General features: G+C 72.5%; 9 protein-coding genes. 5 read left to right on the top strand and 4 right to left on the bottom strand.

Annotated elements, in window-relative coordinates; genetic code table 11:
• Positions 1-77: 77 nt before the first annotated feature.
• Complete coding sequence (locus tag ACFYVL_RS15160) at positions 78-1094, bottom strand: hypothetical protein (RefSeq protein ID WP_389244677.1); 1017 nt, start codon at positions 1092-1094, stop codon at positions 78-80.
• A 333-nt stretch (positions 1095-1427) separates the two neighbouring features.
• Here ACFYVL_RS15160 and gcl point away from each other — a divergent pair, with 333 nt between their 5' ends.
• The 5 genes from gcl to ACFYVL_RS15185 all read left to right on the top strand — a co-directional run bounded on the left by gcl (position 1428) and on the right by ACFYVL_RS15185 (position 7784).
• Positions 1428-3212 carry a glyoxylate carboligase gene (gene gcl, locus ACFYVL_RS15165; protein WP_389244679.1) on the top strand — a complete coding sequence of 595 codons (1785 nt, stop codon included), beginning with the start codon at positions 1428-1430 and terminating at the stop codon, positions 3210-3212.
• Positions 3213-3520: 308 nt separating this feature from the next.
• Entirely contained in the window at positions 3521-4597 is a 1077-nt protein-coding gene (locus ACFYVL_RS15170) for an alpha/beta hydrolase (protein WP_389244681.1), read from the top strand.
• Entirely contained in the window at positions 4590-5798 is a 1209-nt protein-coding gene (locus tag ACFYVL_RS15175) for an acyltransferase (protein WP_389244683.1), read from the top strand. Before ACFYVL_RS15170 ends, ACFYVL_RS15175 begins: the two co-directional genes overlap by 8 nt.
• Positions 5799-5808: 10 nt before the next feature.
• Positions 5809-7110 carry a sensor histidine kinase gene (locus tag ACFYVL_RS15180; RefSeq protein WP_389244685.1) on the top strand — a complete coding sequence of 434 codons (1302 nt, stop codon included), beginning with the start codon at positions 5809-5811 and terminating at the stop codon, positions 7108-7110.
• Positions 7107-7784 carry a response regulator gene (locus ACFYVL_RS15185; RefSeq protein WP_389244687.1) on the top strand — a complete coding sequence of 226 codons (678 nt, stop codon included), beginning with the start codon at positions 7107-7109 and terminating at the stop codon, positions 7782-7784. The genes ACFYVL_RS15180 and ACFYVL_RS15185 overlap by 4 nt, the downstream gene beginning before the upstream one ends.
• Before the next feature lie 323 nt (positions 7785-8107).
• Here the strand turns inward: ACFYVL_RS15185 and ACFYVL_RS15190 are convergent, their stop codons facing one another.
• From ACFYVL_RS15190 to ACFYVL_RS15200, 3 genes are all read right to left on the bottom strand, one after another.
• Entirely contained in the window at positions 8108-9568 is a 1461-nt protein-coding gene (locus ACFYVL_RS15190) for a catalase (RefSeq protein WP_389244689.1), read from the bottom strand.
• A gap of 237 nt (positions 9569-9805) precedes the next feature.
• Positions 9806-10696, bottom strand: coding sequence for a 2-hydroxy-3-oxopropionate reductase (locus tag ACFYVL_RS15195; RefSeq protein ID WP_389244691.1), 891 nt, complete (start codon positions 10694-10696; stop codon positions 9806-9808).
• A 34-nt stretch (positions 10697-10730) separates the two neighbouring features.
• On the bottom strand, positions 10731-11570 hold the full coding sequence (locus tag ACFYVL_RS15200) for a TIM barrel protein (RefSeq protein WP_389244693.1): 840 nt from the start codon (positions 11568-11570) through the stop codon (positions 10731-10733).
• Between the last annotated feature and the right edge of the window lie 108 nt (positions 11571-11678).

An 11678-nucleotide genomic window follows, 5' to 3' on the forward strand; every position in this document is an offset into this window, starting at 1 on the left:
CACGAGTATCGCGTGTCCCGCCGACGGCGGGTGCCGCGGCCCCGGGGCGTCGGCCCGCGGCCGCGCGGCGGCACCCGTCACGCACCGCTGAGCACCAGCGAGTCCGCGCTGGTGTTGGCCGGCTGCGGCGTCCCCGTCCGGTCGATCACGAACAGCGGCACCCCGAGCGAGTCGGCTCGGGCCCGGGTGTCCTGGGCGTATCCGGCGAGCGAGAAGAACACGCTCAGCGCCGACGAGTTCAGCCCGTGCAGCCAGAGCGTCTCGACGTCCCGCAGGGTGGACGGCTCGGTGCGCGGGTCCACCTGGGCGACCAGGCCGGGGGCGCGCAGGTCTATGCCGGACGCGGGGTGCTCCGGGGACTGGAGGATGTCCCGGAAGCCGAGCCACTTGAGGTAGAGCGCGGCGGCGGTCACGGCGTCCCTGGCGCTGCGGATGGCGAGCGGCCGGAACGGCGGCCGGGTGCGCGCGGGCGTGGCCCCGTGGGCGTCCGGGACGGTCGGCGGGCCGGGTGGGAGCGCTCCTGCGGGAGGCGGAACGGGTGCCGGTTCCGCGCCCGGGAGGGCCGGCCGCGTGTCGTCGCGCCCGTGGTCGGGGCCGTCGGCGGCGGCCGGTCCGTGCGAGGGCGGCGCCTGGGCGGCGGGCGTCCACGCGGCCGGTCCGTGCGCGGGCACCTCCGGTGCGGGCGGTCCCTGGGCGGGCGGCCCCTGCGCCGCCGGGCCGTGGACGGAGGGGTCCCGGGCGGGCGGCGTCGCCGGGTCACCGGCCGTTCCCGGGTGTTCCCGCTCGCCCGCGGGGCGCACGGTTTCGGCCGGGCCGTCCGTGCCCGCCGCCGGTACCGGGCGGACCGGGATCCGCAGCACCGTGCCGCAGCCGCAGCCCAGCTCGGGCTGCGGCCACTGGTCCTGCCGGCCGCAGGACGGGCAGCGGACCGTCACCCAGGAGTCCGTCCAGGTCCGGCGGGTGATCGGCTGCGGCGCGGCGTCGCGCAGCAGCGGCGGAGCCAGCGGCGCGCCGCACGCGCAGGGGAAGACCGGCGGCACGAAAGCGTGATCGCGGAGGCAGGCGGGACACCGCACCGGCACGCTGCTTCCCATCGGGCGACCTCCCAGGCGGGTTCCGGGCAGTAACGGTTCAGCGGAGAGCACACGGGGCGGGACGTGGGGTGACCGCCCGATGCGCTGTGTCGTCCATGGTCACACCAACTGTGAAGGCTTTGCAGGTACTTCGGCTCATTTCCGTCGCCCGTACCGCGCGGCCCCAGCGGCACTCCACCGCGCGCACCTCCCGGCGCGCGTTCCGGCCGCCCGCTTCTCCCGATCCGTGGACAGCTCTCTTGACGTGACCACCCCCGCATCCTATGTTGCTTCCACATAGCAGAACAGTACTTCCGCATTACGGAAAAGCGGCCCTGAAGCAGGAGTGACCCGATGCCCCGTATGACCGCTGCACTCGCAGCAGTTGAGATCCTCAAGCGCGAAGGCGTCAGCCACGCGTTCGGCGTGCCCGGCGCGGCGATCAACCCCTTCTACAAGGCCCTCCAGGTCGGGGGCGGGATCAAGCACACGCTCGCCCGCCACGTCGAGGGCGCGTCCCACATGGCCGAGGGCTACACCCGGAGCAACGCCGGCAACATCGGCGTCTGCATCGGTACGTCCGGTCCCGCGGGAACCGACATGATCACCGGGCTCTACTCGGCCATCGCCGACTCGATCCCGATCCTGTGCATCACCGGCCAGGCGCCGGTCGCCAAGCTCCACAAGGAGGACTTCCAGGCGGTCGACATCGCGAAGATCGCGGCGCCGGTCACCAAGAAGGCCACCACCGTCCTGGAGGCCGCGCAGGTTCCCGGCGTCTTCCAGGAGGCGTTCCACCTGATGCGCTCCGGCCGTCCCGGCCCGGTCCTCATCGACCTGCCGATCGACGTGCAGCTCACCGAGATCGAGTTCGACCCCGAGACGTACCAGCCGCTGCCGGTCTACAAGCCGACCGCGACCCGCGCCCAGGCCGAGAAGGCCATCTCCTTCCTCCTGGAGTCCGAGCGCCCGCTGATCGTCGCCGGCGGCGGCATCATCAACGCCGACGCCTCCGACCTGCTGGTGGAGTTCGCCGAGCTGACCGGCACCCCGGTCATCCCCACCCTGATGGGCTGGGGCATCCTCGCCGACGACCACGAGCTGAACGCCGGCATGGTGGGCCTGCAGACCTCGCACCGCTACGGCAACGCGAACTTCCTGGAGTCCGACTTCGTCCTGGGCATCGGCAACCGCTGGGCCAACCGCCACACCGGCGACCTGGCCGTCTACACCGAGGGCCGCAAGTTCGTCCACGTCGACATCGAGCCCACCCAGCTCGGCAAGATCTTCGCGCCGGACTACGGGATCGCCTCCGACGCCAAGGCCGCCCTGGAACTGTTCGTCGAGGTCGCCAAGGAGCTGAAGGCCGCGGGCAAGCTGCCCGACCGCAGCGCCTGGGCCGCCTCCACGCAGGACCGCAAGGCCAAGCTCCAGCGCCGTACGCACTTCGACAACGTGCCGCTCAAGCCGCAGCGCGTCTACGAGGAGATGAACAAGGCGTTCGGCCCGGAGACCCGCTACGTCACCACCATCGGCCTCTCCCAGATCGCCGGCGCGCAGATGCTGCACGTCTACAAGCCGCGCCACTGGATCAACTGCGGCCAGGCCGGCCCGCTCGGCTGGACCATCCCGGCCGCACTCGGCGTCGCCACCGCCGACCCCGAGGGCCAGGTCGTCGCCCTCTCCGGCGACTACGACTTCCAGTTCATGCTGGAAGAGCTGGCCGTCGGCGCGCAGCACAGGATCCCGTACGTCCACGTCCTGGTGAACAACTCCTACCTGGGCCTCATCCGCCAGGCCCAGCGCAACCTGGACATCAACTTCCAGGTCAACCTGGAGTTCGAGAACATCAACTCGCCCGAGCTGGGCGTCTACGGCGTCGACCACGTCAAGGTCGTCGAGGGCCTGGGCTGCAAGGCCATCCGGGTCACCGAGCCCGACCAGCTGCTGCCCGCCTTCGAGGAGGCGAAGAAGCTGGCCCAGGAGTTCCAGGTGCCGGTCGTCGTCGAGGCGATCCTGGAGCGCATCACCAACATCTCGATGAGCGGCGCCGGCATCGACGCCGTCAACGAGTGGGAGGACGTCGTGACCGAGCCCGGCCACGCGCCCACCGCGATCCGCCCGTTCGCCGCCAAGTAGCACACCGCCCGCGACCGCGGATCGCGCCTCCCCGTCCGGCGGGCCGGGGAGGCGACCGCACGCGGCGACCAGGGGCCGGCCACCGCAGCACGCGGGGGCCGGCCCCTCCGGCGTACCCGCAGATGTCCCCGTAGGGGGCGGCCCGCCGCCCGCCCGGACCGCTCCGGGGTACCCGCCGGGTAGCCCGTGTCATACCTGAGAGGGACGCGTCAGGTGCACTCCCGCGCGTGACGCGGACGACGACGGGTGATCCATAACTTCGGTACCAGCAGCACACGCTGCCAGGTACGGAAGGACCACCCGACGCCATGACGCCGCCCCGTCCCAGCTCAGGCACCCCCGCGGGCACCCCGCGTGCCCCCCGACGGGGCCGGCTGCGCCGCACGCTGCTCGCCGCCCTCGTCGCCGCGTCGGTGGCCGTACCGGTGGCGGGCGCGGCCGGGGCCACCGAGGTGCCCGCTCCGGCCCCCGCCGTACTCGCCCCGCTGGACTCCCCGACCGCGGGCGAACTGGCCGGACGGTACGCCGCCCGGCGCGCCGACATCCGCGCCGCGGCCCGCGCCGCCGACGACACCGGCGCACACCGGCGCGCCGCCTCCCTGCGCCGACTCGCCGACCCCGCACGGCAGTTCCTCTCCTTCGACGGGCGCGAGGGCGGACGCACCGTCGAGGTGTTCGGCGACCTCGCGCGGGCCGGACGCACGGCCGTCCTGGTCCCCGGCGCCGACACCTCCGTGGACAGCTACGACCGGCTGCGCGACGGTGCGCGGGCCCTCCTGGACGAGCTGGGGGAGGGGGCGGCGGTCGTCGCCTGGGTCGGCTACCGCACCCCGGCCACCGTCAGCACCGACGCCGTGACCCCGGACCGGGCCGACACCGGGGCCGCCGAACTCATCGACTTCACGGCCGAGTTGGCGCGAATCCGCCCCTCGGCCAAGGTCTCCCTGCTCTGCCACTCCTACGGCAGCGTCGTCTGCGCCCGCGCCGCGTACGGCCTCAGGGCCGACAACCTCGTCGTGTACGGCAGCCCGGGGACCGGCGTCGCGCACGCCGACGCGCTCGGCACCCGCGCCACCGTCTGGGCAGGCCGGGGCAGCGCCGACTGGATCGGCGGAGTCCCGCACGTCTCCCTCGAACTCCCGCTGCTGACCATAGGCTTCGGCGAGGACCCGATGAACCCGGCCTACGGTGCCCGCCACTTCGACGCGGGCGACAGCGACCACAGCGGCTACCTGAAGCCGGGCTCCCGCTCCCTGCGGAACCTGGCACACATCGTCGCGGGCACCACAGGCACCACAGGCACCGGGGCGGACAGGCCGGGCAGCGGTGCCGGACCCGTGCGTGCCGCCGCGCACGAGGACGTACGGACGCCCGGCCATGCGTGACACCGGCCCCGCCACCGCCCTGCGCACCCTGGCCCGCCGCGTCGAAGCGGCCACCCCCGCCGGGCGGGACCGGGGCATCGACGCCCTGCGCGCCCTGGCCATCCTCGGTGTGGTCCTCGGCCACTGGATGGTCACCGCACTCGTCGTCGACACCGGCACCGTCCACGGCACCAGCCCGCTGCACGCGATGCCCGAACTCGCCCCCCTCTCCTGGGTGCTGCAGACCCTCGCCGTCTTCTTCATGGTCGGCGGTCACGTCGGCGCCCAGGGGTACGCCGCCGCCCGTGCCCGGGGCGAGCGCTACCGGGACTGGCTGGCCGCCCGCCTGCGCCGGCTGTCCCGGCCGGTCGCCGCCGTCCTGCTCACCTGGGCGGCCGTCGGCGCGGCGATGCTCGTGGCCGGGGTCGCGCCCGCCACCGTGAGCACCCTGCTCAAGCTGGTGCTCTCGCCGCTCTGGTTCCTGCTGGTCTTCGCCGGGCTGACCGCCGCCACCCCCCTGGTCATGAGGCTGCACCCGCTGTGGCCGCTCGCGGTGGTGATGCACGTGGACCTGATCCGGTTCGGCCTCGGCGGCCCCGACCAGCTGGGCTGGATCAATCTCGGCGCGGGCTGGCTCGTCCCGTACTGCCTGGGCGCCCTGTGGGCGCGCGGCCGGATCCAGCCCCGCAACCGGCGCGCCACCGGCCTCGTCCTCACCGCGGCCGGTGCGACGGCCACGGCCGGGCTCGTCCACCTCGGCGGCTACCCGGCCTCGATGGTCGGCGTCCCCGGGGCAGCCGTCTCCAACCTCAACCCGCCCACCCTCGCCGCCGTCTGCTTCGGCCTCGCCCAGTGCGGAGCCGCCCTGCTCCTGCTCGGCCCGCTGCGCCGGGTGCTGCGGCGACCGCTCGCCTGGGCGGCGGTCGCCCTGGTCAACCTCTCCGCGATGACCGTCTTCCTGTGGCACCAGACCGCGATGATCGCCGTCACCGCACTCGGCCTGTTCGCGGGCCGCCCGCTGCCCGGACTGCACACCGTGCCCGACGGCGCGGGCTGGGTGCTCGCCAGGCTCGGCTGGCTGCCGGCGTTCGGCTGCGCGCTGCTGGTGTGCTGGGGGGCCTTCCGGGTGTACGAGCAGGGGGCCGCGCGCACCCGTGCGGCGGGCGGCCTGGTCGTACAACGGGGGTCACCTGCCCGGGAGTCGGAGGAGCGCCGTGCATAGGGTGACGTACATGGGGGGAGCGAAGGCCATGGGCCGGACGAAACAGCTGGTCGGGGCGGGGGCGAGGCAGGCGCGCGCGGACCTGCTGACGCTGCGGGCGAATCCGATGCCCCGGATGCAGGACGGCTGGCCGCCGCTGATGCCGCACGTGCTGGTGGCGGCCTTCGCGGTCGGCGTGTTCTTCGGCAGCGTGAACAGCCTGCACTACGGGTTCGGCATCGACCGGGACCTCGCGGTGCTGCTCTCGGCGGGCCTCACCGTGCCGCTCGCCGCCGCACTGGCCTGGCCGGCGGTGTGCTGGTGGATCGTCTCCGCGGGCGTGGTGGCCGGCGCGTGGCTGGCGGACGACGCGTACGTCTCGATCATGGGGCCGTGGTCGTCGGCGGGCGTCCTCGGGCAGGCCATGGCGGTGTTCCTGCTCGCGCTGCGGGTGCGGCTGGCGTCCGTGGCGGTGGCGCTGGTGGTCACCGCGGGGGCCGCCCTGGCCGTCTCGCGGCCGGAGCAGCTGCACGCGGCGCCGCTGACGGTCCTGGCGGTCGCCGCGCTCGCCGGGGGCGCCCAGCGCCGGGCCAGGCTCGCCCGCAGCCTGCTCGCCGAGCAGGAGGGGCTGACGGCCGAGGAGCGCGCCCGCCGCACCCTCCTGGAGGAACGCAGCCGCATCGCCCGCGAACTGCACGACGTGGTCGCCCACCACATGTCGGTGATCTCCATCCAGGCGCAGGTCGCCCCGCACCTGGCCGAGAACCCGTCGCCCGAGCTGCGCGAGAACCTCGCGGGGATACGGCAGAACGCGGTCGAGGCACTCACCGAACTCCGCCGGGTGCTGGGCGTGCTGCGGAGCGCGGAGCCCGACACCGGCGACGGCGTACGTGGCGCCGGACAGTCGCCGCAGCCCACCCTCGACCGGCTCGGCGACCTCTTCGCCGGCGTCCGCGCGGCCGGTCTGGACGTCGCGGCGGAGACCACCGGCACGCGGGGCAGGCTCTCCCCGGGCGTGGAGCTGTCGGCGTACCGCATCGTCCAGGAGGCCCTGAGCAACGCCATGCGGCACGCACCGGGCGCCGCGGTGCGGGTCACCGTCGCCCACCACACCGCGGCCCTCACCCTGCGCGTCGTCAACACCGCCCCCGCGCGCCCCGTCGCCCCCTCGCCCGGGGCCGGGCACGGGCTGCTCGGAATGCGCGAACGCGTCGCCATGCTGGGCGGCGAACTGGCCACCGGGCCGCTGCGCGACGGCGGCTACGAGGTCGTGGCCACCCTCCCGCTGACCGCCGAACCGCACACCGACCCGCAGGGGAGCACGCGTACATGACGATCCGGGTGATGATCGCCGACGACCAGATGATGGTCCGCCAGGGCTTCGGCGTCCTGCTCAACGCCGAGCCGGACATCGAGGTCGTGGGCCAGGCGGTGAACGGGCGCGACGCGGTGGAGCGGGCGGCGGAGCTCGACCCGGACGTGGTCCTGATGGACATCCGGATGCCGGAGCTGGGCGGCATCGACGCCACCCGCATCCTGATGGAGCGCCCCGGCAACCGTCTGAAGGTCCTGGTCCTCACCACCTTCGACCTCGACGAGTACGTGTACGAGGCGCTGCGGGCGGGCGCGTCCGGCTTCCTCCTCAAGGACGCCTCCGCGGAGGAACTGGCCCGTGCGGTGCGGGTGGTGGCGGGCGGCGACGCGCTGCTCGCGCCGAACCTCACCAAACGGCTGATCGCCGAGTTCTCCCGGGTGAGCGGGGCGGCGCGGGGCCCGCTGCGGGAGGTGCGGGAGCGGGTGGGGGAGCTCACCGAACGCGAGACGGAGGTGCTGGTGCTGGTCGCGCAGGGTCTGTCCAACGCGGAGATCGCGACGGAACTGGTCGTCGCGGAACAGACGGTGAAGACCCATGTGAGCCGCATCCTGGCGAAGCTGACGCTGCGCGACCGCACCCAGGCGGCCGTCTTCGCCTACGAGTCCGGTCTGATCCGGCCCGCCGGCTACTGACACCGCGCCGCCCTGGGCGGCGCGCGCGCACGGAGAAGGGCGCGGAGTACGGGACCGTCCGTACTCCGCGCCCTGGCGCGATGTGCACATGTGCGGGTGAATGAGGCCGCGGTGGGGCGATGAGTGGCCGAAGGCTCTCCGCTCAGGTCGAGGAGAAGCGCTCAGCCACCTTCACCACCGCACTGGCTCGCCGGCCACCGCGGGCCTCGTTCGTGTCCGTGCCCCCGGCCACCCCTCATTCGGGCCGGTGGCACGGACAGCGGCTGGGACATGACCTCCCGTCACGTCCCGGCCGCGGTCTGTGGGTCGACAGCGGCCGGAGCCTACTGGTCCTCGCGGAGCTCGCGCACCGCTTCCTCGACGCGCTTGCCGTACTCCGCGTCCGCCGCGTGGAAGTGGGCGAGGTTCTTCTCGACCACGTCGTCGCGGGTGACCTGGGAGAGACCGCCGGCGATGTTGGCGATCAGGCGGGCCTGCTCGTCGGACGACATCAGCCGGTAGAGCTCACCGGCCTGGAAGAAGTCGTCGTCCTTGACGTGCGCGGCGTTCGCGTACGTGCCCGTCCAGCCGGACAGCTCGCGCGGAGCACCCAGCGGGGCGTCCGTCTGCGCGGGACCCTCGTACGAGTTGGGCTCGTAGTTCTTGTCGTGGCGCGAACCGTAGCGGGTGGCGTGCGCGCCGTCCCGGCCGTAGTTGTCCGCGACGGTCGCCTTCGGCGCGTTCACCGGCAGCTGGGTGTGGTTGACGCCCAGCCGGTAGCGGTGCGCGTCCGCGTAGGCGAACATGCGGCCCTGGAGCATCTTGTCCGGCGAGGCGGTGATGCCCGGGACGAAGTTGTTCGGGGAGAACGCGGCCTGCTCGACCTCGGCGAAGACGTTGTCCGGGTTGCGGTCCAGGACCAGACGGCCCACGCGCTGCAGCGGGTAGTCCGAGTGCGGCCACACCTTGGTGACGTCGAACGGGTTGAAGCGGTAGTCCGCGGCCTCGGCTGCGGGCATGATCTGGACGTACAGCGTCCAGGACGGGTTCACACCGCGCTCGATGGCCTGGAGCAGGTCCGTCTGGTGCGAGTTGGCGTCCTTGCCGACGACCTCGGCGGCCTGGTCGGCGGAGAGGGAGCGGATGCCCTGGTTCGTCTTGAAGTGGTACTTGACGAAGAAGGCCTCGCCCTCGGCGTTCGTCCACTGGTAGGTGTGCGAGCCGTAGCCGTTCATGTGGCGGTACGAGGCGGGGATGCCGCGGTCGCCCATCAGCCAGGTGATCTGGTGCGTGGCCTCGGGGGCGTGCGCCCAGAAGTCCCAGACGTTGTCCGGCTCCTGCTTGCCGGTGAACGGGTCGCGCTTCTGCGAGTGGATGAAGTCGGGGAACTTGATCGGGTCCTTGATGAAGAACACCGGGGTGTTGTTGCCGACGAGGTCGTAGTTGCCCTCCTCGGTGTAGAACTTCAGCGCGAAGCCGCGCGGGTCGCGGACCGCGTCCGCGCCACCGAGGTTGTCCGCGACGGTGGAGAAGCGGATGAACGTCTCGGTGCGCTTGCCGACCTCGCCCAGGAAGGCGGCGCGGGTGAAGCCGGTGACGTCGTCCGTGACCTCGAAGTAGCCGTAGGCGCCGGAGCCGCGGGCGTGCACGACGCGCTCCGGGATGCGCTCACGGTTGAACCGGGCGAGCTTCTCCAGCAGGTGCTGGTCCTGGAGGAGGAGAGGGCCACCGACACCGGCGGAGGCGGAATTCTGGTTGTCGGCGACCGGGGCGCCTGACTCGGTCGTGAGCACACGCTTCGACATGGTGACCTTGGGACCTTCCTGCGGGATCTGCTGGCGGCGTGAGGAGCGTAAGTACGCGGAGAACGCGACGTCAACAGTTTGTTGAATTTAAGAATGGAGCGGGGCGGAGCCCGAAAGGGACCCGGGCCGCGGCGGCGCCTGGGCGCGACAGGACAGGTGTCAGCGCCGCCGCAGCCCGGAGACTGGGGGCGGCTTCGGTGAGGAAGCCGCAGGTCGGGCGGGTGGGCCCGACGCTCGTCAGACCTGCGAGCCGGAGAGCCGCTCGACCGCGCGGAGCAGTGCGGAGTGGTCCAGGCCACCGTCGCCCTGGGCGCGCAGCGAGGCGACCAGCTGGGCGACGACCGCGCCGACGGGGAGCGCCGCACCGACGTTGCGGGCGGCGTCGGTGACGATGCCCATGTCCTTGTGGTGCAGGTCGATCCGGAAACCGGGCGCGAAGTCGCGGTTGAGGAAGTTGTCCTTCTTGCGGGTCAGGACCGTGGAGCCGGCCAGCCCGCCGTTGAGGACGTCGAGGGCGGCGGCGAGGTCCACGCCGGACTTCTCCAGGAAGACCACGGCCTCGGCGCACGCCTGGATGTTGACGGCGACGATCAGCTGGTTGGCGGCCTTCACGGTCTGGCCCGAGCCGTGCGGACCGCACAGCACGATGGTCTTGCCGAGGGCCTCCAGGATCGGCTTGGCGGAGTCGAAGTCCGCCTGCTCGCCACCGACCATGATCGACAGTACGGCCTCGATGGCGCCGGCCTCGCCGCCGGAGACCGGGGCGTCCAGGACGCGCAGGCCCTTCTCGGCGGCGGCCTTCGCCAGGTCGATCGAGGTCTGCGGGGTGATCGAGGACATGTCGACCAGGAGCGCGCCCGCCTTGGCGTTCTCCAGGATGCCGTCCTCGCCGTAGGCGATGGCCTCGACCTGGGGGGAGGCGGGCACCATGGTGATGACGACGTCGGCGTCCTTGACGGCCTCGGCGATCGAGCCCGCGCCCTTGCCGCCGGCGGCGACCAGGCGGTCGATCTTGGCCTGCTCCAGGGTGAACCCGGTGACGTCGTAACCGGCCTTCAGCAGGTTCTCGGACATGGGGGAGCCCATGATGCCGAGGCCGATGAAACCGATCTTGGGGAGGGTGCTCATTCGGGGGCCTCTCTCAAAAGCTTTGTCAGGTACGTCAGTTGGCCGCGCGCAGCGGCTGGGGGAGCCACTCGAAGGCGCCCGCGCTCGGGCGGTCGCCCGGCTTGTACTCACATCCGACCCAGCCGTCGTAACCCGCCTTCTTCAGGCGGCCGAGCAGCTCGACGAAGTCGAGGTCGCCGGTGCCCGGCGCGCCGCGGCCCGGGTTGTCCGCGATCTGGACGTGGCCGGTCTTGTCGGCGTAGGCGTCGATGACCTCGTTCAGGTCCTCGCCGTTCATCGACAGGTGGTAGAGGTCGAGCAGGAACTTGGCGTTGCCGAGGCCCGTCGCCGCGTTCACCTTGTCGACGACCGCGACCGCGGACGGTGCGCTCACCAGCGGGTAGAGCGGCGACTCCGGCTTGTTCAGGGCCTCGATCAGCAGGATCGCCCCGACGCGGTCGGCGGCGCGGGCCGCCAGGACGAGGTTCTCCAGGGCCAGGCTGTCCTGGATCTGGGGGTCGACGCCCTCGACGCGGTTGCCGTAGAGCGCGTTGAGCGCCTTGCAGCCGACCGAGGCGGCGAAGTCGGCCGCCACGTCGATGTTGGCGCGGAAGCGGTCCGACTCCTCGCCGGGGACGGAGAGCGCGCCGCGGTCCGGGCCGGGCAGCTGCCCGGCGTAGAAGTTCAGGCCCACCAACTGGGTGCCGGCGTCGTCGAGCGCCTTCTTCAGGGCGTCGAGCTCGGCCTGGTCGGGGGTGGGGGTCTCGATCCAGGGCCACCACAGCTCGACCGCGGTGAAGCCGGCCGCGGCTGCTGCCGCGGGACGCTCCAGGAGCGGGAGTTCCGTGAAGAGGATCGAGAGGTTCACATCGAAGCGCTGGTCCGTGTAGCCCATAAGGCGTTCGGCGCTCCTTCCGTATTGCGGAAGTTGTTTTCTGCTTGATGGAAGGTTGCAACCGGAGCTTCGCACTTGTCAAGAGGGGCTGCCGGATTTCGTGAATCC

Source organism: Streptomyces sp. NPDC004111 (assembly GCF_042874215.1).
In the GTDB taxonomy this organism is placed as follows: domain Bacteria; phylum Actinomycetota; class Actinomycetes; order Streptomycetales; family Streptomycetaceae; genus Streptomyces.

Coding starts and splice junctions, on each gene's coding strand:
- ACFYVL_RS15170 (WP_389244681.1), top strand. CDS start 3,521: ATGACGCCGCCCCGTCCCAGCTCAGGCACCCCCGCGGGCACCCCGCGT.
- ACFYVL_RS15160 (WP_389244677.1), bottom strand. CDS start 1,094: ATGGGAAGCAGCGTGCCGGTGCGGTGTCCCGCCTGCCTCCGCGATCAC.
- ACFYVL_RS15180 (WP_389244685.1), top strand. CDS start 5,809: ATGGGGGGAGCGAAGGCCATGGGCCGGACGAAACAGCTGGTCGGGGCG.
- ACFYVL_RS15200 (WP_389244693.1), bottom strand. CDS start 11,570: ATGGGCTACACGGACCAGCGCTTCGATGTGAACCTCTCGATCCTCTTC.
- ACFYVL_RS15190 (WP_389244689.1), bottom strand. CDS start 9,568: ATGTCGAAGCGTGTGCTCACGACCGAGTCAGGCGCCCCGGTCGCCGAC.
- ACFYVL_RS15195 (WP_389244691.1), bottom strand. CDS start 10,696: ATGAGCACCCTCCCCAAGATCGGTTTCATCGGCCTCGGCATCATGGGC.
- ACFYVL_RS15175 (WP_389244683.1), top strand. CDS start 4,590: ATGCGTGACACCGGCCCCGCCACCGCCCTGCGCACCCTGGCCCGCCGC.
- gcl (WP_389244679.1), top strand. CDS start 1,428: ATGCCCCGTATGACCGCTGCACTCGCAGCAGTTGAGATCCTCAAGCGC.
- ACFYVL_RS15185 (WP_389244687.1), top strand. CDS start 7,107: ATGACGATCCGGGTGATGATCGCCGACGACCAGATGATGGTCCGCCAG.